This window comes from Allostigmatella hybrida, assembly GCF_020103775.1.
In the GTDB taxonomy this organism is placed as follows: domain Bacteria; phylum Myxococcota; class Myxococcia; order Myxococcales; family Myxococcaceae; genus Hyalangium; species Hyalangium aurantiaca.
Window position 1 is genome coordinate 628,166 of sequence record NZ_JAHXBH010000001.1, and the last position, 20,763, is coordinate 648,928.

General features: G+C 68.5%; 16 protein-coding genes. 6 read left to right on the plus strand and 10 right to left on the minus strand.

Going from position 1 to position 20,763, the window contains the following annotated elements:
* Positions 1-26 precede the first annotated feature (26 nt).
* Complete coding sequence (locus KY661_RS02440) at positions 27-980, minus strand: glucodextranase DOMON-like domain-containing protein (protein WP_225408645.1); 954 nt, start codon at positions 978-980, stop codon at positions 27-29.
* A gap of 215 nt (positions 981-1,195) precedes the next feature.
* Between KY661_RS02440 and KY661_RS02445 the strand changes: the two genes are divergently transcribed.
* Entirely contained in the window at positions 1,196-1,759 is a 564-nt protein-coding gene (locus KY661_RS02445; protein WP_225408646.1) for an imm11 family protein, read from the plus strand.
* Between the two features lie 48 nt (positions 1,760-1,807).
* Here the strand turns inward: KY661_RS02445 and KY661_RS02450 are convergent, their stop codons facing one another.
* The 8 genes from KY661_RS02450 to KY661_RS02485 form a co-directional block, all read right to left on the minus strand.
* A complete protein-coding gene (locus tag KY661_RS02450; protein ID WP_225408647.1) occupies positions 1,808-4,000 on the minus strand; it encodes a hypothetical protein in 2,193 nt (730 codons plus the stop codon).
* A 99-nt stretch (positions 4,001-4,099) separates the two neighbouring features.
* Entirely contained in the window at positions 4,100-4,915 is an 816-nt protein-coding gene (locus KY661_RS02455) for a glucodextranase DOMON-like domain-containing protein (RefSeq protein WP_225408648.1), read from the minus strand.
* A 31-nt stretch (positions 4,916-4,946) separates the two neighbouring features.
* Positions 4,947-5,825 (minus strand): sugar ABC transporter permease, encoded by an 879-nt coding sequence (locus KY661_RS02460; RefSeq protein ID WP_075010259.1) that lies wholly within the window; start codon positions 5,823-5,825, stop codon positions 4,947-4,949.
* On the minus strand, positions 5,825-7,789 hold the full coding sequence (locus KY661_RS02465; RefSeq protein ID WP_225408649.1) for a carbohydrate ABC transporter permease: 1,965 nt from the start codon (positions 7,787-7,789) through the stop codon (positions 5,825-5,827). The genes KY661_RS02460 and KY661_RS02465 overlap by 1 nt, the downstream gene beginning before the upstream one ends.
* Positions 7,790-7,863: 74 nt before the next feature.
* Positions 7,864-9,087, minus strand: coding sequence for an extracellular solute-binding protein (locus KY661_RS02470; RefSeq protein WP_075010257.1), 1,224 nt, complete (start codon positions 9,085-9,087; stop codon positions 7,864-7,866).
* A 14-nt stretch (positions 9,088-9,101) separates the two neighbouring features.
* Complete coding sequence (locus KY661_RS02475) at positions 9,102-10,196, minus strand: ABC transporter ATP-binding protein (RefSeq protein ID WP_225408650.1); 1,095 nt, start codon at positions 10,194-10,196, stop codon at positions 9,102-9,104.
* A 57-nt stretch (positions 10,197-10,253) separates the two neighbouring features.
* Positions 10,254-11,771, minus strand: a complete 1,518-nt coding sequence (locus KY661_RS02480) for an alpha-amylase family glycosyl hydrolase (RefSeq protein ID WP_225408651.1) — start codon at positions 11,769-11,771, stop codon at positions 10,254-10,256.
* A 230-nt stretch (positions 11,772-12,001) separates the two neighbouring features.
* Entirely contained in the window at positions 12,002-12,439 is a 438-nt protein-coding gene (locus KY661_RS02485) for a hypothetical protein (protein ID WP_225408652.1), read from the minus strand.
* Between the two features lie 342 nt (positions 12,440-12,781).
* Between KY661_RS02485 and pulA the strand changes: the two genes are divergently transcribed.
* Together pulA and fliB are read left to right on the plus strand one after the other, a co-directional pair.
* Entirely contained in the window at positions 12,782-16,180 is a 3,399-nt protein-coding gene (gene pulA / locus KY661_RS02490; protein ID WP_225408653.1) for a pullulanase-type alpha-1,6-glucosidase, read from the plus strand.
* 127 nt (positions 16,181-16,307) lie between these two features.
* Complete coding sequence (gene fliB / locus KY661_RS02495) at positions 16,308-17,597, plus strand: flagellin lysine-N-methylase (protein WP_225408654.1); 1,290 nt, start codon at positions 16,308-16,310, stop codon at positions 17,595-17,597.
* A 16-nt stretch (positions 17,598-17,613) separates the two neighbouring features.
* On the opposite strand, the gene KY661_RS02500 is transcribed toward fliB, so the two are convergent.
* Positions 17,614-18,396, minus strand: coding sequence for an alpha/beta fold hydrolase (locus tag KY661_RS02500; RefSeq protein WP_225408655.1), 783 nt, complete (start codon positions 18,394-18,396; stop codon positions 17,614-17,616).
* Between the two features lie 86 nt (positions 18,397-18,482).
* On the opposite strand from KY661_RS02500, the gene KY661_RS02505 reads away from it, so the two are divergent.
* The 3 genes from KY661_RS02505 to KY661_RS02515 all read left to right on the plus strand — a co-directional run bounded on the left by KY661_RS02505 (position 18,483) and on the right by KY661_RS02515 (position 20,760).
* The gene (locus KY661_RS02505; protein ID WP_225408656.1) at positions 18,483-18,965 is read left to right on the plus strand and encodes a nuclear transport factor 2 family protein; all 483 of its coding nucleotides are present in this window, start codon (positions 18,483-18,485) and stop codon (positions 18,963-18,965) included.
* A gap of 322 nt (positions 18,966-19,287) precedes the next feature.
* Positions 19,288-19,836, plus strand: coding sequence for a chalcone isomerase family protein (locus tag KY661_RS02510; RefSeq protein ID WP_225408657.1), 549 nt, complete (start codon positions 19,288-19,290; stop codon positions 19,834-19,836).
* A gap of 102 nt (positions 19,837-19,938) precedes the next feature.
* Positions 19,939-20,760, plus strand: a complete 822-nt coding sequence (locus KY661_RS02515) for an OmpA/MotB family protein (protein WP_075010250.1) — start codon at positions 19,939-19,941, stop codon at positions 20,758-20,760.
* Positions 20,761-20,763: the final 3 nt, after the last annotated feature.

Genomic DNA, 20,763 nt, shown 5'->3' on the forward strand with positions numbered 1-20,763 from the left:
CTGCATCAGGCCAAGCAGAAACAGGCTCAGCGGAGGGGGACCACGGCGGGCCAGGGTGGGGCATTGACCCCGAGCACCTGCTCCTGGGTCACGCCCTCGGGGACCAGCAAGTCCACGACGGGGGACTGGCCGGGGTCGCCCAGCCGTCCTCCGCCGAAGCGCTCCCGGGAGTCTCCGGTCCCAATGGGCAGCACCATCAATCCCTGGGCGCGGGGTGTGCCGCCGAAGAGCGCGGGCACGTCCACCTTGGTCTCCAGGCTGGCCCCGGTCACTGCCGCGGCATAGCCCCACCCGGGCTGGGCCATGCCGCCCAGGAACTTCTCCGGCACGAAGAACTCCACGGTGGGACCGTTGACGCGCACGCGCGTGGGGATGAACACCCGTGCCTCCAATTCGCGCTCCACCTCCGCATCCATCTCCCGCAGGACTGCCTCTCCCACAGGCCCTTGCTGGCGCTGCCGCTCCTGCCGCGCCTCGTGCTGCCACAGGCCGCGCAGGGCGTCCCGGGCCTGGTAAGGCCGGGGCGTGAGCAGGACGGCCTTTTCCCAGGCGCTCCCCGGCGCGAGGGTAAGGAACCGTCCGGGCAGGGTATCGGTGCGTCCCGAGCCTTCCACGCCATCCGTGTTCACGTAGAGGTCCACGTTGAAAGTGTAGAAGCCGAACCGTGCCCGCTGGGCCTGGGTCTCTCCCGTCAGGTCCACGGTGCGCGCCGCCTCGGGCTTGGCGATGGGACGCGCGAACGTGGCCGTGAACACCGTGCCTCCAGAAGCCGGATAGGCCGCCAGCGACAGCAGGTCCAGGCTTCCGGGCGCCATGTCCTCGCGCAGGGGGTAGCGCAGATCGCCGTCCCCATGGTCATCCCCGCGCGGGTCCTCCAGGGTGAAGAGGGGAGTGTTGCCGCGGGTGTGCCGGCCCGGGCAGGCGCTGGTGAGCACGGCCCCTAGGACGAGCCAGGGAAGGGGACGGCGGAAGAAAGTCATCGCGGGACATCTCCTGGAAGGAAAAAGGCCCGGCGAGCGTCGCCGCGCGCAGGGCCCTGCTCAAGAGGGAAAGAAGGTGAAGGTCGAGTGAACGGTGGACGGGGAGCCGGCCTGCTTCCATGCGGAAGCGTTGAGCGCGAGCATCACCCCGCAGGGGCAAGCGTGAAGGGCTGAACCAACTCGTTACTTGGCGTTAACCACACTAAATGGAGTTCATGTCCAAGCGCTTCTTCAAGCTCGCCGACAATGTGTATGTCCCGCATCGATGGCACCTAGACACGCCGACGGACAGTCACGGCCTCAAAGTGGATGATGCGCAGTTCACGATCGGGGAACCCGTCGCCCGTCCGGAACGCTTGAGAATTCCCGTCGAGATCGCGGGGAAGCCGCTGGACTTCACGGAAGCGAACGTTGGTGTCCCGCTGGTCCATGTCCGGGTTGCGTCCATGTTCGCGGAGCTGGCCCCGGACGATGTGCAGCTCATCCCCGTGGACGTGGAGGGCCAACCGGATCAGTACCTCATCCTCGTGGCCAAACGCCTCATCCGCTGTATCGACGAGCAGGCGTCCCGGATTCAGCTCTGGACCCACGAAGACGGGGTTCCGGACATGGTCGGAAAGTACCTCTCCGTGCGTGACTTGCGCATCGACCGGACCCAGGTGGGAAGCGCCCAGGTGTTCCGTCCCGAGGGGTGGACGGTCGCGCTCATCGTCTCCGGAGAGATCAAGGACGCCTTGGAGCGCATGGGCGCCACGGGCGTGAGGTTTCAGGAGGTCTGAGCCTCCAGGCCTGAAGGGAGGAGCCCGGGAGGGCCCCTCCCACTGCGGCTAGAACTGCGCCTTCATGAACGCCTTGAGCCGGTAGTGCTGGAACTCGCGCGTCTCCAGGCTGTTCCACCCGCCGTTGCGGTTGCGGAAGCCTGGCGAGCCCACGGCCACGTTGTGGTCTGCCGCCGTGTCCTTGTCCGCCACCGTCGGCAGGAAGCCGTCGCCGAAGTCCGGATCGAACGTACCGAACGCGTACTGGCCCTCCAGGCCGAACTCCACGCCGGCCAGGATGTACTTGGCCTTCACCAGGATGGAGTTCTTGTTGTGGAAGCCCGAGGCCATCTGGTGCTGGCTGTAGGCCTGGAACGCCGTGTTGCCGTCGAACAGGTCCGCCAGGTACTTCGTGTAGCTCAGCGAGGCGTACAGGTCGTCGGTGAGCTGGTAGCCCGCGCCCAGCGTGAAGGTGCTGTAGCGCAGCAGCCGGTCGTCATCCTTCAGGCTGGTGAAGGGCTTCCACTGGTAGCCCTGCTGCCCGTTCGACTCGACGATGCCCGGGTTGCGGAACGTGTCCGCCGTGGACAGCCCCGGCGCGTACTCGTTGCGCAGGTCCTGGCAGCCCAGCCCGTCCTCGGAGCACGCCCCCTGCTGGTAGGGCAGGAAGCGCGCGTCGTTGATGCGCTTGTCCGTCTCGTGGATGAACTTCACCTTGCCGAACACGTCGATGCCCCGGGCCACGTCCAGCACGTACTTGCCCTTCACCACCGCGATGTGCGTGCGCTTGTCCTGGAACGGCTGGTAGGCCGTGCGGAAGTTGTGGCCCACGCCCGGATCCAGCTCCGCCGTCGGGTACGGCGTGGACAGGTAGGACGTCTGGTCATCCCCGTACGCCTGCCAGTTGGTGTTGTACGTGATGAACGAGTACTCGCCCGTCAGATCCAACGCGCCGTTGCTGTACACGGGGTTGACCGTGACGCCCTTCCAGCCGATGGCCGTCTCCGCGAAGGGCTCGTCGAAGTCGGTGAAGTCGTTGTCCACGTTGATGGTGGCCACTTGCTGCGTGTCGCCCGTCCACCCGCCGTAGCCAATCTTCGTGGGGTTGCCCTTGTACACGCCGAAGGAGCTGTTGGACGGATCCGGGAAGGCGAAGCTGCCGTCGTGGCCCTCGGTGAGCAGCACGTCCGACTCGCGCCGCGCCGCCATGATGGCCACGTAGTCCGCGCCGATGCTGAAGCCCTGGATGTTCAGCGACAGGCCGATGTCCAGCGGGTCATTCAGCGTCACATCCACCCGGTATGTCTGGTCCTCGCGCCGCCCGGCCGGCACCGGCGAGAAGCCGTTGAGGCCGAAGTTCGCCGGTGAGAGCACCGGGTCCGCGTTGGCGTACGAGTGGTAGAGCGCGCCGCGCACATCCAGCGTGTCGCCCACGCGCAGGTTCGCCTTCAGGCCACCCACGCCGTTGCGGAAGCGCGGCGTCAAATCCCTCCCATTGTCGATGTTGTTGTCCACCGACGGGGGGGCGACCTCCGCGTCATTCACGTAGTTGAAGATGCCGCCCACATCGAGCGCGTCCGACAGGGACCACTTCGTCTGGAAGCCGTACGCGGCGTCCGAGGCGTGGAACAGGCCGGTGCTGAACGAGGGGCCCGCCCACAGCCGGGGCAGGCTGATGCGCGTGGCATCCCAGGTGATCCTCCGGTCGAAGCCCGAGCCCTGGAGGAGGATGCCGTGCGCGTTGTCCCGGTCGATGTAGCGGATGCGGCCGATGACGAACGGATCGAACTGGCCGAAGTCGTTGGCGCCGATGGTGGCCGAGTCGATGAGGTAGCCGGGCGTGAGCGTCACCGCCATGCCGCGCAGCTTGATGTACTGGTTGGAGCGTGGATCAAACTCGCCGCAGTCTCCGTTCACGCACGGCTTGTTGGGGTCTCCGCCGAAGCCGCCGAAGTTCGTCCAGAAGTTCTGGCTGAAGCGGCTGTGGATGCGGCCGCGGATCTCCACCTGGTTGGAGAGCCGGGCGTTGAGCAGCAGTTCCAGCTCCGTGCCCTGGCCGTTGTCGCCATAGCCTTCACCGGGAATCGTGGTGAAGTTGTACAGGGCGCCCTGGTCGCGCAGGTTGCCCCAGAGCCACTTCGTATAGGTGGTTCCGCCAATCTGCAGCCGGGGGCCGTCCTGGGCCTCCGCGGGCAGTGCGGGCAAAAGGGTAGCGGTCGCGGTGAGCGCCAGCGCGCCCCGCAGTAGGAACTTCTTCGGCATGATGTGAAACCCTCCTCCAGGGCCAGACGGGCGCCGCGGGATGGGGGCCCGCGGCGGTCCAGCCGTGTCCTCGTGAGACAGGTGTTACATGAGACGGTGTTACTTGCCCTGACGAATCATTGTCAGGGTTGCGGGCGATTTGGTGCTGCCGTCCTCGGCGCACTCGTACTTCAGCATGTCGTGCTGGGCCTTCGCCTCGGAGGCGTCGCCCTTGGCGCTGCCCGCCAGGGTGTCGAGGACGTGCGGATCACACTCCCCGTCGTGGCCGCCGCCGAAGCGGTGCTGGCCCTCGTACTCGTTGACCTTGCGCGTCATCAGGTCATTGCCGGCGGGGAAGCCCTCGTTGGACTGCACCACCACCTGGAAGCCCCACTGGCTGGGGTCGCCCTCGCCCAGCTCCGAGGCCTTCACGGAGCCGGTGAGCTTGCGGCCCGAGCCCTTGGTGCGCGAGGGCACCACGACGTCGTCCTTCAGCGAGGCGGCCTTGTTGCCAACCTCGGACTTCAGGCGGGGGGCGGCCTGCGGCGAGAGGAGGACGACCTTCTCCCAGGCGGCCTCAGGGGCGAACTGGATGTTCAGGCCCGGCAGGCCCTCGGTGTGGCCGCTGCCCGCCTTGCCGTCCTTGTCGATGAAGATGAAAACCATCTGGAGGGAGAATCCGCTGCCCATCTTCCAGGGGTCTTCCAGGTTGGCGCCGAGGCTGGCGGTGAACTCCACGTTGTCACCCTTCTTCTCCACGGTGACTTCGGTGAGATCGAACGTGCCCTTCTTGTAGACGGTGTCCGTCGGGTAGACGTACTTGCCCGGGCCGTTGTCATCGCCCGTGGGGTCCTTGAAGGTGAGCTTGCCGGCAGCCGCGGCGGGGAGCCCCAGCAGCGAGGCGGCCAGGGTGAGGGTGGCGAGGCGGGTCTTCATGCGGCTTCTCCTATCGGGGGGGGGAAAGACGTCAGCCCTTGACGCCGCCGGCGGTGAGGCCGGAGACGAGGTACTTCTGGAGGAACAGGAACAGGAGCACCACGGGGATGGAGACGATGATGGAGCCCGCGGCGAAGTAGCCCCATTGCTGGGAGTAGCCGCCCACGAAGAAGCGCAGCCCCACGGGCGCCGTGTACATCGTGTCCTGCTCCATGAAGGTGGCCGCGAGGATGAACTCGTTCCACGACGTCATGAAGGAGAAGAGCGCCGTCACGGCCAGCGCGGGCTTGGCCAGCGGCAGCACGATGGTCCAGAACACGCGCCCCACCGAGGCGCCCTCCATGATGGCCGCCTCCTCCAGCTCCTTCGGGATGGTGTCGAAGTAGCCCTTGAGCATCCACACGCTGAAGGGGATGGAGGTGGTGGCGTAGACGATGATGAGGCCCAGGCGCGAGTTGCCCAGCTTCAGCCACTGCACCAGGATGATGAACAGCGGGATGAGCATCAGCGTGCCCGGGAACATCTGGGACACGAGGAAGGACATCAGCCCCGCGCGCCGGCCCGGGAACTCGAAGCGGCTGAAGGCGTACGCCGCCGTGCACGCCAGGAACATCCCCACCACGGTGGTGCCCATCGCGATGATGGCGCTGTTGAAGATCCACCGCGCGAACGGCTGATCCGTCATCACCGAGCTGAAGTTGGAGAAGGACCACACCTCGGGCCATGGGGTGACGGCGCGCAGCCGGTCCGCCCACGTGGCCTGCTCGGGCAGGGTGGTGATGGCCAGGCTCTGGCGTCCCGAGAAGGCAATCGAGATGACCCAGAGGATGGGGTAGAGGGTGAATACCGTGAAGCCCAGCAGCACCGCGTGCAGCGGCAGGTGCGAGAGGCCCTCGCGTTGCGTTGCCATCAGGTGGCCTCCGTGGCGCGGGTGATGCGGTTCTGCACCACGCTGTAGAGCAGCAGGATGCCGAAGATGACGGTGGAGTACGCGGCCGCGTAGCCGTAGCGGTAGCGCTGGAAGGCGTACTTGTACGCCTGGGTGACGAGGATCTCGGTGGAGTTGCCCGGCTCACCTTCCGTCACCAGGAAGATGATGTTGAACATGTTGAAGGTCCACACCACCGAGAGGATGACGGCGGGCATCAGCGCGGGCTTGAGCGAGGGCAGGGTGATGGCCCGGAACTGCTCCCAGCGCGAGGCCCCGTCCACGCGCGCCGCCTCGTAGAGCTCCGCGGGGATGGACTGCAGCGCGCCCAGCGACACCACCATCATGAACGGGAAGCTCAGCCAGCCGTTGGTGGCCAGCGCCGTGAAGAAGCTGGTGAAGGGCGACTCGAACCAGCTCAGTCCCTGCCCGCCGAACATGCGGATGACATGGTTCACCACGCCGAACTGCTGGTGGAACATGCCCTTCCAGATGAGCGCGGTGATGTAGTTGGGCATGGCCCACGGCAGGATGAGCAGCACCCGGTAGATGGGGCGCAGCGCCAGCTTGGGCGTGTTGAGGATAAGCGCCAGCGTGAGCCCCACCGTCACGCCGATGGTGACGTTGGTGACGGTCCACACCACCGTGAACATCAACGTCCAGTAGAAGTTCAGGTAGTTGAACACCCACTGGCCCTCCTCGCCCCGGTGGGCGATGGAGAAGTCCCCGAGGATGTCCTGGTAGTTGCGCAGGCCGATCCAGATGTCCGCCAGCGCCTGGTTGCTGTTGTAGAGGTTGGCGTCCGTGAAGGACAGCGTGATGCCGTAGAAGAATGGGAAGAAGATGAGCACCAGCATGCCCAGCATCGCCGGTGCGATGTACGCGTAGGCCTGGCGGTTCTCCTTCACGGTGTGGGCCAGGCGGTGCACGCCGCCCAGTCCAATGAGCAGCACCAGCGCTAGCCCCACCCCGCCCAGGCCGAACAAGGCCTGCTGGGCCTCGCCGCGCTGCCGCTCCACGCGCGCATCGACCATGGGCGTGTTCACCTGGCCCTGCGCGGTGAGCAGCCCCAGGGGCCGGCGAAACAGGTCCGCGTCCCAGGTGCCCGGGGTGAGCGGCGGCTCGGCCGGCAGGCCCTGCGCCTCCATCACCGTCCGGGCGCGGCCCGTCATCGCCTCCAGCTGATCCGCCACGGCCTGCTGCGAGCCGCGCACCGCGTCCTCCAGCGAGGTGATCGAGTGGGCAGCATAGGCCCCCATGCCGCCGAGGAACGCCACCGCCGCCACGGCGGTGAGCTGCCACTGGCGCCGCAGCGGGGCGAAGCCCACCGCCGCGACGAGCAGCAGCGGCAGCAGGAAGGCGAGCAGCGCGGGCACCAGGCCCGGTGGCTCGACCTTGGGCAGGGGCGGGGTGGCCAGCTCCACCATGCCCACCACGGTGCCCTCCACCTCCACCGGCGCGGAGATCAGCCGGCCGCCGCCGGGCAGTCCCTCGGCCTCCAGCTCCTGCTTGCGGGCGCCGCTCTCCTCGCGGTTGGTCTCCACCGAGGTGCGCAGCCGCTGTCCCCGGTCATAGAGAGGCTTCTCCTCGCGCGCGAGCCGGCGCGGGGCAGCCTTGTCGCCCTGGTCCTCCGGGAAGGTGGAGGCCTCCAGGCGGATGCCGGAGAAGGCCACCACCCGCACGGCGCTGCCCGCGGGCAGCTGGTCCTGCCAGGAGGCCACGGCCGCGCGCACCCCATCGCCACTGCCCCCCGCCCGCTGCACCAGCTCCGTGAGCGCGCGCAGGGAGATGAGGGCCCGGCGCTGCTCGCGTTCGAGCGAGGCATCCTCCCGCGCCCGGGCCAGCAGTCCATGGGCAACGAACAGCCCCAGCGCCAGCGCCAGCGCCAGTCCCACGAGCACGCGGGGCCGGCGCAGGCCGGAGGAAGTCTTCTCGGGAGGGTTCAAGTCGGGCCCTACGGCGTGGGGGGAAGCAGGAGAGCGGGGGGCCTGGGCGGGCCCCCCCTGGGGCGCGGCGGTGCTCACTTCTTCCGGAGCCCCGCGATGTCCTTGGCGACGGCCTTCTGCGCGGTGTCCAGCGCCGCCTTCGGCGTGGCCGTCTTCTTGAGGATGGAGTTCATCGCGGTGGTGGCCGGCGACCAGATCATCGTCATCTCGGGCGCGTTGGGCATGGGCACCGCGGTGTCCACCTGGTCACGGAAGGGCTTGAGCTGCGGATCCTTGGAGACCTGGGCGTCGGTGTACACCTGGGCGTTGCCCGGGCTCTGGCGGCCCTCGAGCGCCAGCACCTTGGCGGACGCGGTGTCGGTGAGGAACTTGGCGAAGTCGAAGGCGGCCTCCTTGTTCTGCGAGGGCGCCGTCACGTACACGCCCTCCACCGTCATCCACGGGCGCATGGGCTTGCCGTCCGCCTCATCCAGCGTGGGCAGCGGCGCCAGGCCGTACTCGATGCCCTTGGCGATCTCCCCCAGGAACCAGGGGCCGGAGATGACCATGCCCGTCTTGCCGTCGTTGAACAGCGAGGTGACGAGCGCCGTGGAGGGCTCGGCCGGGAGGATGCCGTCCTTGTCGATCCACTTCATCAGCAGGTCGATGGACTTCACGTTCGCCGGCGAGTTCATCGTGGGGGTGAACTTGGCGTCGAACACGCCGCCGCCGAAGCCGTTCATCAGCGCCGCGTGGTAGTAGAAGTCGCCGTAGGCGTATGCGAGGCCGAACTTGCCGGCGCCCTTGTTGGTGATCTTCTTGGCGATCTGCACCAGCTCCGCGGACGTCTTGGGCGGGGTGGGCACCAGCTTCTTGTTGTAGATGAGCGTGGTGACCTTGTAGTTCAGCGGCAGGCCGTAGAGCGTGCCCCGGTACGTCATCGCGTCCAGCGTGGTGGGGATGAAGCGCTTCTTGAGCGTGTCATCCACGAAGAAGTCGATGGGCTCGATGGTGTTGCCCGCTTCGATCCAGCCGCCCAGCCGGTCCTGCGCGAAGATGAAGAGGTCCGGCCCCTTGCCGCGCGGCACCGTGGCGGTGATCTTGTCGGCGAAGGCGTCATACGGCACCGGCAGCGCCTTCACCGTGATGCCCTTGGCGGCGTTGGCCGCGTTGTACTGGGCCACCAGCTTGTCCATCGCCGCCTTCTCCTCGGCGCGGTAGGAGTGCCAGAGGACCAGCTCGGCGGCGGAGGCGGACAGGGGCAGCAGGCCGAGGGCACAGAAGCACACGGCCGCGGTCAGCAATCTCAAGGTCTTCATGGAGGGCTCCGGAATCAGGCGGTGAGGCGTTGCTCGGTTTGGGCGTCGAAGAGGTGCAGCGAGTCCAGCTCCACGCCCACCGCCAGCAGCTGGCCCGGCTCGGGCGTCTGCGTCGGGGGGAGCCGGTAGACGAGGGCGTTGGAGCCCTGGCTGGAGTGGACGATGATTTCATTGCCCAGGGGCTCGACGATCTCCACCTTCGTCTGGAGCGGGGCCGTCTCGCCGCGCGTGGACAGGCCGGGGGCCAGCAGGTTGTCGGGGCGGATGCCCACCTTCACCTTGAGGTTGCCCTTGCCGGCGGTGACGGGGCGCAGGCTCTGGGGCACCGGCAGGGTGAAGCCTTCGCCCACCAGCGTGGTGGCCTGGGCATCCAGGGTGGCATCCAGGAAGTTCATCGGCGGGGTGCCGATGAACTGGGCCACGAAGACGTTGGCGGGGCGCTCGTACACCTCCAGCGGCGTGCCGAGCTGCTGCAGCCTGCCCTCCTTCATCACCGCGATGCGGTGGCCCATCGTCATGGCTTCGATCTGGTCGTGCGTCACGTAGACGCTCGTCACCCGGAGCCGCTGCTGGAGCTTTTTGATCTCCGCGCGCATGGCCACGCGCAGCTTGGCATCCAGGTTGGACAGCGGCTCGTCGAAGAGGAACACGGCCGGCTTGCGCACGATGGCGCGGCCCAGGGCCACGCGCTGGCGCTGGCCGCCGGAGAGCTGCTTGGGCTTGCGGTCCAGCAGGTGGGTGATGGCCAGCACCTCGGCCGCTTCGTTCACCAGCTTGTCCATCTCCGGGCGCGGCGTCTTGCGAATCTTGAGGCCGAACTCGAGGTTCTCCCGCACGGACATGTGCGGATAGAGCGCGTAGTTCTGGAACACCATCGCCACGTCGCGATCCTTGGGCGGCAGGCCATTCACCACGCGGCCGCCGATGGAGACGGTGCCGCCGGTGATCTCCTCCAGGCCGGCGATCATCCGCAGCGCGGTGGACTTGCCGCAGCCGGAGGGGCCCACGAGCACCAGGAACTCGTGGTCCTGGATGTCGAGGTTCAGCCCCTCGATGATGGACACCGCGCCGTACCGCTTCGCCACGTTCTTGAACGTTACCTCGGCCATCCAGCCCTCTTCCCTGTGAGCAGGGTGTCTGTGGGTTTGCGTATTTCCAGGGACGTCTTAGCCCGGTTTGCCCAGGATTCGCGCCGAGAGTGGCTCGACGGTGAGCTCCAGGGCAGGGCCTTCCAGCCTCCCCCCGTTCAGCAGGTCCTCCGCGGCCGTGGCCCCCCAGGGTTCCGGCCACGGCAGGGAGACGGTGGCCGGGGTCTGCCCGCGGTTGATGGCCACCATCACCACGTCCCCGGACGCCGCCTCGTGGCGCAAGAACACGTACAGGTCGCCGTCGGTGGACAGGCCCCGGTGCGTGCCGCGCGAGAGCGCCGGGTGCGCGCGGCGAATCGAGATGAGCTTCTGGTAAGTCTTGCGAAGCGCCTCGTCGCGAGGCTTGCCGGCCCCGGGCTTCACGTCTCTTGGACCCCAGGGCATGTCGTCCCGGTTGGCGGGCCAGTCACCGCCCGGCCGGGCCACCTCTTCCCCGTAATAAATGGTGGGGATGCCGCCGGTGGTGAGCTGGAGCACCGCCGCGAGCTGGAAGCGGACCTTGTCCCCGCCGAGCTGGAACAGGGCCCCGGGCACGTCGTGCGAGGACAGGAAGTGCGACAGGTGATAGCCGGGGCGAATCTTGCCGCGCGACTGGAGGTAGCGGTCGAAGGCCACCGTGCGCCCGCGCCCCATCAGGAACGCCAGGGTGCTGCCCTGGAAGCTGAAGTCGAATCCGGCATCCACCTCGTCGTTGACGAAGTACTTGTCGAGCGAGGCCAGCTCGCCGCCCCACAGCTCCCCCAGCAGGAAGAAGTCCGGGCCGAGCGCCGCGCGCGTCTGGCGGCGGTGCTCCTGCCAGAAGCCGTGCTCCAGGTGCTTGAGGGTGTCCAGCCGGAAGCCATCCACGCCGGAGCGCTTGGCCCAGGCGATCTGCGCGTCCAGCAGGTACTGGGCCACCTCGGGGCGCTCGGTCTTGAAGTCCGGCAGGCCCGCCACGCACGAGGTGATGTTGTTGTCCTGGCCGCAGTTGCCCAGCTCCTCCGAGCGCAGCCAGTCCTTCGTCTCCGCCATGCGCTGGTAGCGCGTGCCGTAGCCGGCGTGGTTGTAGACGACGTCCAGCAGCACGCGGATGCCCCGCGCGTGGGCCTCCCGCACCAGCGTCCGCAGTTGCTCCTCGGTGCCGAAGCGCGGATCCATCGTGTGGAAGTCATCCGCCCAGTACCCGTGGTAGGCCCAGTCCGGGAAGCCCGAGCCGGTGACGAAGCCCTCCACGTTCTTCACCACCGGGGTGATCCACAGCGCGGTGATGCCCAGCGACGTCAGCTCATCCAACTGCTGGATGAGCCCCTGGAGGTCCCCGCCATGGAAGGTCCCCGGCGCGGAGGTGTCCCCCGGGACGTTGTTCGTGGGGTCCCCATCCGCGAAGCGGTCCACGACGACGAAATAGAGGATCTCGTCGGCCCAGGGACGGGGCGCGGGGGCGGGTGCCTCAGGCGCCGGAGCGGGGGCCGAGGCCACCTCGGGCGCGGGGGGCGCGGCCGGGGGCGCGTGGGCACAACCGGCCAGGCAGAGCGTGGGGAGCAGCGCCCACGCCATGGCCCTGCGAAGCAGCGCGCGTGGAAGGTCACCAAGGCGGGGACGAAGAGGGGACTGCATTCGTGCGCGACTTTTTCACAGATTTACGATTCGGTGAACAGTGCAATCGTTCTCACGATTGACCTGTGTGGTCGGATTCACCTGCCGCAAAACCATGATGCGCCGCGTCGTTTCCCGAGGGAAAAGCGAGAAGAACGCAGAGCTTTTCTCGATTCTCCCTGAATCCTACTTCACGGGTCGCGGCGGTAGGGGGACGGGTCCTCGGGCCACGCGTTCGGTTCGGAGGGGGAGACGGTGTCCAGGATGATGACTTCCTGGGCGACGCGCTCCTTGTTGTTGTAGTCGAACGAGGCGCGGACCACGGCGCCCGGTGCCAGGTACTCGCGCGCGGTGAGCTCGCCGTCCTCCCCCATCCGGTAGACGGTGTCCTCCTGGATGCGCAAGGCGCGCTGGAGCCCATCGGGGTCCTCGATGAGGAGACTGTCCTGGGTGTCGGCCACCACGGTGCCTTCCACCAGCAAGCCGCCCTCACCGGCCGCGAGGTTGGGATTCTGGGCAATCCGCGCGGGCGAGGCGGTTTGAGAGGAATAGCCGGACACGGCTTTGTCTGTCTGGCACCCCATCCAGCACGCCGCACCCATCACCGCCAAGCCAAGCAAGCGCTTCATCCGTCACCCCGGGAAAGGACCGTGCCACGCCTCACCCAAGCAGGGTGGCGATGGCCCCGGTCCGCTCGCAACCCCAGACGGGCCCCGGGCCCTTTCCTCGCGGGGCAAGCAGGCAGATGCGGAGAAACATGTTTTACGGCGCGTGCTGGCATGTCTGGTGAGACACACTGGAGGGGAGGGGAACCCTGGACGCTTGCTCACCGTCCCCTGTTAGGCTGCGCGGGCCCGTATGCCGCGACGGGTTCGAAGGCCCTGGCCTGCGTCCGTCGCGAGTTGCGCGCACCACCGCGTCACAACTTCTGGAGGTGTGTTCTGAGAGTCCCCATTCTTTCTTCATTGGCCGTGCGCCCGCTCGTGCTCGGCGCGTGGCTGGCCGTGCCGGGCCTGGCCGCCGCGCAGGTGCCCACGAGCGTGACGGTCATCGGTGATTTCCAGAGCGAGGTGGGCTGTGCGAGCGATTGGGACCCGGCCTGTGCCGCCACCCAGATCACGCGCGGTCCGGGCGACGGCATCTGGCGAAAGGGCTTCGAGGTCCCCGCGGGCACCTGGAAGTACAAGGTGGCCCTCAACGGCTCCCTGTCGGAGACCTATGGCGGGCCGGGCGGGGCGGACATCACGCTCACCCTGGCGAGTGCTTCGCAGGTGAAGTTCTACTTTGATCCGGCCACCCAGTGGGTGACGAGCGACAAGAACACCACCATCGTGACGGCCGCGGGCTCCTTCCAGTCGGAGCTGGGCTGCCCCGGTGACTGGCAGCCGGACTGTCTCAAGACGTGGCTCCGTCCAGAGGGCAACGGCGTCTACACCTTGCGCACGACGGCGCTGCAGCCGGGCAACTATGAGATGAAGGCCGCCCTCAACGAGGGATGGACCGAGAGCTACGGCCAGGACGGAGGCTCGTCCAACGTGACCTTCTCCGTGCCGGCGGCGGGGACCGAGATGATCTTCACCTGGAACGCCACCACCAAGAAGCCCACCGTCCGCGCGGCGGGGGCTCCCACCGGGGACATCGTGCAGGCCCGCGCGCTGTGGGTGGCCCCGGACACGCTGGCCTGGAGCCCCGAGTCCGCCCCCGAGGGCTCCACTTTCCGGCTCCACCACCAGCCGGACGGGGCCATGCGGCTGACGGGCACCGGCATCCAGGGCGGCGCCTCCTTCACGCTCACCGTGGACCCGGCGGGCCTGAGCGCCGAGCTGAAGGAGCGCTTCCCCCTCGTGAAGAACGCGCTCGCCCTGAAGGTGCCGCAGGCGGAGCTGGCCCGCGTGCCCGAGTACCTCAAGGGGCAGCTCGTCGTCTCGGTCACGCCGCCCGGGGCCGCCGTCCTGGCGGATGCCACGGGCGTGCAGACGGCCGGGGCGCTGGATGCGCTCTTCGCGTACTCGGGGCCGCTGGGCGTCGCGTTCGAGACGGGCGTGGTGGGCCCCACGCTGCGGCTGTGGGCGCCCACGGCCCGGAAGGTGGACCTGCTCGTCTTCGACAGCTCTACGGCGGCCCAGCCCTCCGCCCGCGTCCCCATGCAGCCGGGCGCCCAGGGCGTTTGGAGCGTGTCGGGGGACGCCTCGTGGAAGGACAAGTTCTACCTCTACGAGGTAGAGGTCTACGTGCGCCGGGAGCAGGCGGTGAAGCTCAATCAGGTGACCGACCCGTACTCGGTGAGCCTGGCGATGAACAGCACCCGCAGCCAGATCGTCGACTTGAGGGACCTGGCGCTGGCGCCTACCGGCTGGGACACGCTGCAGAAGCCCGCGTTGGAGGCGCCCGAGGACATCGTCCTCTACGAGCTGCACGTGCGCGACTTCAGCATCTCCGACACCACGGTGCCGGAGGCCGAGCGCGGCACCTTCAAGGCCTTCACCCGGGACTCCAACGGCACCCGGCACCTGGCGCGCATCGCCAAGGCCGGCGTGACGCACGTGCACCTGCTGCCGGTGTTCGACATCGCCACCATCCAGGAGGACCGCGCCGCCCAGGCCCAGCCGGCCGGGGACCTATCCTCCTTCGCCCCGGACTCGGAAGAGCCGCAGGCCGCCATCAACGCGGTGCGCGACGCGGACGGCTTCAACTGGGGCTATGACCCGTACCACTACACCGTTCCCGAGGGCAGCTACTCCACCCAGCCGGACGGCCCCACCCGCATCGCCGAGTTCCGCGAGATGGTGCAGGCGCTCAACCAGCGCGGCCTGCGCGTGGTGATGGACGTGGTCTACAACCACACCACCGCCTCCGGGCAGTCGCCCCAGTCGGTGCTCGACCGGGTGGTTCCGGACTACTACCACCGGCTCAGCGGCACCGGCGGCGTGGAGACCTCCACGTGCTGCCAGAACACCGCCACCGAGAACGTGATGATGGAGAAGCTGATGGTGGACTCCATCGTCACCTGGGCGCGGGACTACAAGGTGGATGGCTTCCGGTTCGATCTGATGGGCCACCACCTGAAGGCCAACATGCTCAAGGTGCGCCAGGCCCTGGACGCGCTCACGCTGGAGAAGGACGGCGTGGACGGCAAGGCCATCTACGTCTACGGCGAGGGCTGGGACTTTGGCGAGGTGGCGGGCAACGCCCGGGGCGTGAACGCCACGCAGCTCAACATGCCGGGCACGGGCATCGGCACCTTCAGCGACCGGCTCCGCGACGCGGCGCGCGGCGGCGGCCCCTTCGACGACACGCGCTACCAGGGCTTCATCAGCGGCCTGGCCTATGACCCCAATGGGTTCCCCCAGGGCACGGACGACCCCCAGAAGCTGCTCCTGCAGCACATGGACCGCATCCGCGTGGGGCTGGCGGGCAACCTCCGGGACTACGCGTTCACCAGCGTCGAGGACAAGACCGTGAAGGGCTCGGAGGTGAGCTACAACGGCGCCCCGGCCGGCTACACGTTGGATCCGCAGGAAGTCATCACCTACGTCTCGGCGCACGACAACGAGACGCTGTTCGACGCCGTGCAGCTCAAGGCCCCACGTGAGGCCACGATGGACACGCGCGTGCGGATGCACAACATGGGCATCAGCCTGGTGGCACTGGCCCAGGGCATTCCCTTCTTCCACGCGGGCGACGAGCTGCTGCGCTCCAAGTCCCTGGACCGCAACAGCTACAACTCGGGCGACTGGTTCAACCGGCTGGACTTCACCTACCAGTCCAACAACTGGGGCGTGGGCCTGCCGCCGTACGACGACAACAAGGACAACTGGCCGTACTTCAAGACGCTGCTGGCCGACCCCGCGCTCAAGCCGGAGCCGGCCCACATCGCCCAGGCGCTCGCCCACTTCGAGGAGGTGGTGCGCATCCGCAAGAGCTCGCGCCTGTTTCGCCTCCGCACCGCGGAGGACATCCAGCAGCGCGTGCGCTTCGAGAACACCGGTTCGGAGCAGACGCCCGGCCTCATCGTCATGAGCATCCAAGGCGACTCGCCCGCGGCGGAGGGGGAGTTCGAGCGCGCGGTGGTGCTCTTCAACGCCACGGGCACGGAGCAGCGCTTCACGGCGGAGGCCTTCAAGGCGCAGCCGCTCGTGCTCCACCCGGTGCAGCGTGAGTCGGCGGACCCCACGGTGCGCACGGCCTCCTTCGACCGCGCGGCGGGCACGTTCGTTGTCCCGGCGCGCTCCACCGTGGTGTTCGTCAATGGAGAGGGGGAGGACGACGACGGGGGATGTGACTGCGCGAGCACCAACGGCACGGCGTTCGGCGCCCTGGGCCTGCTGCTGGGCCTGAGCCTGCTGCGGCGCCGTTCGCACGCCCGGTAGCCCTCCAGGGCTTCGGGGCGAGTCCCCGGCGTCCGCTCCTCCCCAGGGGGAGCGGACGCCTCCCCACGAGGGGACGTACAGGGGAGCCTCGGGCGCGCTATGCTCCGGGGGATTGAGGCCCACTGCCATGGATGCGCTTCCCCGTTTCGCCCGAAGCGTCTTGGAGTTTCAGTGCCTCGCCGACCGGTGCGAGGACACCTGCTGTATCGGGCTCCGGGTTCCCGTCAGCGAGGAGCGGTTGGCGCGGCTGCGTGAAGGGGTGGCGGGAACGCCCGATGCGCAGCGGGTGGAGGCGCTCGTAGTGTCCCAGCCGGAGGGGCCTCCCGCCGAGCGGGCCTTCATCCAGATGGGCACCGGCGGCGCCTGTCCTTTCCTCGATACGCAGAAGTTCTGCTCCCTGCACAGGAAGTATGGAGAGCGGGTGCTGCCCGATGGCTGCGCCACCTTTCCGCGCATCGTCTCGAAGGTGGGCGAGCAGGTGGAGGTGGCTGGCTCCCTGGCCTGTCCGGAGATGGCGCGGCGGCTCCTGCTGATGCCGGATGCCCTGGAGCAGGTGCCTGGCCCCTGGGAGGCGGTCCCCCGTCCGGAGGTGGCGCGGCCGTTTCCCGGTGCGCCCGGGGACGTGTACGTCGCCCACGCGGAGCGCATTCGCGCCACCGCGCTGGGGCTGCTGCGCCAGCAGGGGTTCCCGCTTGCCTCCCGGCTCGGGTTCCTGGGGCAGCTGGCGTTCCAGCTCGACTCCGTCTTCCGGGCCGAGGCGCCGTTCGCGGGGACGCCGGAGCAGGTGGAGCAGATTCTGGAGGCGTGGCTTCCCCCGTTCGAGGCGCAGGACCGGCTGGAGGCCATGCACCGGGACTTCTCCGCGCTGGAGGTGCCCGGCGGGGCCAGCGCGGAGCTGCTGGCCTCGATGCTCAAGGCCCGGCGGGCGGTGGCGCGGGGCGAGCGCTTCAAGCCCTTCTCCGATGGCGTGCTGGGCTCGCTGTGGGGCTCCGCGGAGGCGGAGGGCTCCTCCGATGCGGCCTGGCGCGAGGCCACCGCGCGCTGGGAGTGGCTGGAGGCCACGCACGGCGCCCGCGTGCAGCAGTACTTCGTGAACTACACGGTGAACCAGTGGCTGCGGGCCCCGTTCACGGAAGCGCCGAACCTGCTGGGCTATGTGTTCCGGCTGGCCGTGCGCGTGGCGATGATGCGGATGACGCTGGCGGGGCACCCGGCCGTGGCGGCGCTGCGCGCGCAGGCCCCGGGCCTCCCGCCCGAAGCGTCCCAGGCCGCGCTGGACCAGGCGGCGGTGGAGTGCTTCTACCTGGTGTCCCGGCACGTGGAGCAGGCGCCCGACATTCTCGCCATCGTGTGGAACATGGCGGGGGGGGGCGGGGCGGAGACCCTGGGCAAGCTCATCCTGTTCTCCAAGTTCTGAGCCGCCCGGCCGCGCCTCAGTGCGCCTGGAGCAGCCACTGGAGCAGCGCCGGGAGCGCCTCCACGTGGACGAAGTGGCCCGCCTCGGGCAGCGTGGCCACCGGGCAGCCCGCGCGCTCCATGCGCGCCAGGTCCTCGTCCGGCACATAGCGCGCGCGCCCGCCCCGGATGCAGCGGACCTTCGCTCCGGGGCGCTCCACCGCCGCCCAGAGGTCCCGTTGGTTGACGCGCCCGTGCAGCTCCGCGAGCGCCTTCCGGCCGAAGCGCCAGCGCACCCCGCCCTCGGGCGTGGACTCCAGGTTCATCACCAGCCAGTCCGCCAGCCCCGCCGAGAGCCCCCGGCCCATCAGGTCCGCGCGCATCTCCTTGCGGCTGGGGGCGGTGTCCGGCGCCTGCATCAGGAGGTTGAGCACCATGCCGCTCTCCAGGAGGTTCACCGGCACGGGGCTGGGCGTGATGTCCAGGAGCGTGACGCGGGCCACCTCCGAGGGGAACAGGAGGCTCGCCGCGAGCGACACGCGCCCGCCCAGCGAATGGCCCACCCAGTCCACAGGCCCCGTGAAGCCCTTGGCGCGGGCCGTCTCGTGGACATCCCGCGCCAGCGTGTCCAGGTCCGCCCCGGGGGGCAGGGCAGGCGAGGTGCCGTGGCCCGTCAGGTCCGGCAACAGGAAGCGGCGCTGGGGCTCCGCCTCGCTCCAGGCCACCGCCAGCGAGCGCAGGTTGCGCCCCGAGCCGAGGAAGCCGTGCAGCAACACCGTGGGCACCTCGCCCTCACCCACCTGGAAGCTTTCGAGCACCACGTGCACCGCCTTGTTCCGGGGACGCTTGACCCGCGCCCGCGCCGTCGCGCTTCATACCGCGAACCCTCGCGTTCTGGAGCCCTCCCGTGTTTCTCACCTCCCTGCTGTGCCTGTCGCTCGTGTCCGCCGCCCCGGAGGTACCGAAGAAGGCCGCCGCGCCCGCCGCCGTGCTCGATGACTGGCACAAGGCCGCCGCCGAGGCGGACGAGGCGCGCTACTTTGGCCACTTCACCGCCGATGCCGTGTTCCTGGGCACGGATGCCACCGAGCGGTGGAACCGGGACGCGTTCCGCGCCTGGGCCAAGCCCTACTTCTCGCAGGGCAAGGCGTGGAGCTTCCGCGTGGTGTCCCGCAACCTCTTCTTCTCCAAGGAGGGGACGGTGGCCTGGTTCGACGAGGTGCTCGACACGCCGAACATGGGCCCCGCTCGGGGCTCGGGGGTGCTCGTGAAGGAGGGCGGCCGCTGGAAGATTTCCCAGTACAACCTCTCGGTCTCCATCCCCAACGCGCTGCTGACGGACTTCAAGGACCGCATCGAGGCGCACCTGAAGGCGCCCCCGGCGAAGTAGGCCTACGGCCTTCGTGCCGCCACAAGGTGGGAAAGGCTCCGGGGGGATGCCACATGCCTCTGTCGGTAGGGCGACAGGCCGGCAGAGGAACCGCCTGTCCGCAGGGCAGGGAGTGCGTGCATCGCCCGCACTGCCCGTTATCCTTCGGACCATGAGCCGCCCTCCAGAGAGGCCCGGGATGTTGGATGCCGAGCACTGCGGTGATCCACGTGCTGGTGGCCCCGCGGGGGTGTGTCCAGGTTTCCTACCACTCGGGCAGTTCACGGCGGGGAACCCGGAACGGAGGGTGCCCGCCAGGGCTCAGGATGGTTGGGGGTGGCGGATGGTGCGAGGCGAATGGAAGGTGGGGGCGCGGTGCCTGGTGCTGAGTGCGATGCTCGCGGCGGGTCTCTCGGAGGCGAAGGAGGTGGGCGGCGTGAAGATGCCGGACACCCTTCAGCTCCAGGGCCGGCAGCTGGAGCTGGCCCACATGGCCCTCAAGGAGAAGCTCTTCTTCAATGTGTACGTGTGGGGGCTCTACATGGAGCAGGTCCCCCGGGTGGAGTCCGAGGCCATCGCGGCCAACTCCGTCAAGCAGCTGCACTTCCGCTTCCTGCGCAAGGTGCGCCGCGACCAGCTCCTGGATGCGTTCCGGCAGGGGCTCTCCAGCAACGCGGCCCTGCGCTCCGGCCCGCTGCAGCAGAACCTGGAGACGCTGCTGACGTCCTTGAAGGACGTGAGCAAGGGCGACAACCTGGTCATCACCTATGTGCCGGACACGGGGCTCCAGGTGTCCGGTGAGGCCTCCGGCGGCGTTGTCATCCCCGGCAAGCCCTTCGCGGATGCGCTCTTCTCCGCCTGGCTGCACCGGCACCCCGTCTTCTCGCGCTGAGCCGGAAGTTCCTTCTTTGTCGGAAGACTCCTGACGCGGGCGGTCTTGAGCGGTAGTCTCTGCTGCTCAAACTTTGACCCGATGTCAGGAGGATTCCTACACATGCGTTTCAAGTTGGCTCTGGCTGCGCTCACCGTTCTCACCACCACGTCTGGCTGCGTGGGCAAGGGCAAGTACAACGCGCTGGCCGCGGAGGCGGAGAACCTCGATACCCGGCTGAAGGAGGAGAAGAGCGCCCGGGAGGCCCAGGAAGCCAAGGTGAAGGAGCTGGAGGAGCAGCGGGCCACCCTGGAGCAGGAGAAGGAGGCGCTCTCCACGCGCCTGGCCACCTCCGAGTCCCGCCTCACCGCCTCCGCCGCCGAGCGCTCGGCGCTGGAGCGCAAGAACGAGGAGCTGAAGGCCCTCAATGACGAGCTGGCCAAGAACTCCCGCCGGCTCGCCGAGGCCAAGGAGGCCCTGGAGAAGCGCAGCTCCGAGTACGAGAACCTCGCCCAGAGCCTCAAGCAGGAGATCTCCGACGGCAAGATTCAGCTCTCCGAGCTGCAGGGCCGCATGACGGTGCAGCTCAAGGACAAGATCCTCTTCGCCTCGGGCTCCACCCGCGTGGGCAAGGAGGGCCAGGAGGCGCTCGTGAAGATCGCCGATGCCCTCAAGTCGGTGCAGGGCCGCATCATCCGCGTGGAAGGCCACACGGACGACGTCCCCACGGACAAGAACGGCCCGTTCCCCTCCAACTGGGAGCTGAGCCTGGCGCGCGCCATGGCCGTGGTGCGGGCCCTCCAGGATGCCGGGGTGGACCCCACGGTGCTCTCGGCCGCGGGCTATGGGCAGTACCAGCCGATCGCCGCCAATGACAGTGCGGAAAACCGCAGTCTGAACCGCCGCATCGAAATCGTGCTCGCGGCGAAGGCAGCCGCCCGCTAGACG

Excerpts from the sequence above, each read along its gene's own strand:
- KY661_RS02450 (WP_225408647.1), bottom strand. The coding sequence starts at position 4,000 with ATGCCGAAGAAGTTCCTACTGCGGGGCGCGCTGGCGCTCACCGCGACC.
- KY661_RS02445 (WP_225408646.1), top strand. The coding sequence starts at position 1,196 with ATGTCCAAGCGCTTCTTCAAGCTCGCCGACAATGTGTATGTCCCGCAT.
- KY661_RS02475 (WP_225408650.1), bottom strand. The coding sequence starts at position 10,196 with ATGGCCGAGGTAACGTTCAAGAACGTGGCGAAGCGGTACGGCGCGGTG.
- KY661_RS02470 (WP_075010257.1), bottom strand. The coding sequence starts at position 9,087 with ATGAAGACCTTGAGATTGCTGACCGCGGCCGTGTGCTTCTGTGCCCTC.
- KY661_RS02515 (WP_075010250.1), top strand. The coding sequence starts at position 19,939 with ATGCGTTTCAAGTTGGCTCTGGCTGCGCTCACCGTTCTCACCACCACG.
- KY661_RS02485 (WP_225408652.1), bottom strand. The coding sequence starts at position 12,439 with ATGAAGCGCTTGCTTGGCTTGGCGGTGATGGGTGCGGCGTGCTGGATG.
- fliB (WP_225408654.1), top strand. The coding sequence starts at position 16,308 with ATGGATGCGCTTCCCCGTTTCGCCCGAAGCGTCTTGGAGTTTCAGTGC.
- KY661_RS02460 (WP_075010259.1), bottom strand. The coding sequence starts at position 5,825 with ATGGCAACGCAACGCGAGGGCCTCTCGCACCTGCCGCTGCACGCGGTG.
- KY661_RS02510 (WP_225408657.1), top strand. The coding sequence starts at position 19,288 with ATGGTGCGAGGCGAATGGAAGGTGGGGGCGCGGTGCCTGGTGCTGAGT.
- KY661_RS02455 (WP_225408648.1), bottom strand. The coding sequence starts at position 4,915 with ATGAAGACCCGCCTCGCCACCCTCACCCTGGCCGCCTCGCTGCTGGGG.
- KY661_RS02480 (WP_225408651.1), bottom strand. The coding sequence starts at position 11,771 with ATGGCGTGGGCGCTGCTCCCCACGCTCTGCCTGGCCGGTTGTGCCCAC.
- KY661_RS02440 (WP_225408645.1), bottom strand. The coding sequence starts at position 980 with ATGACTTTCTTCCGCCGTCCCCTTCCCTGGCTCGTCCTAGGGGCCGTG.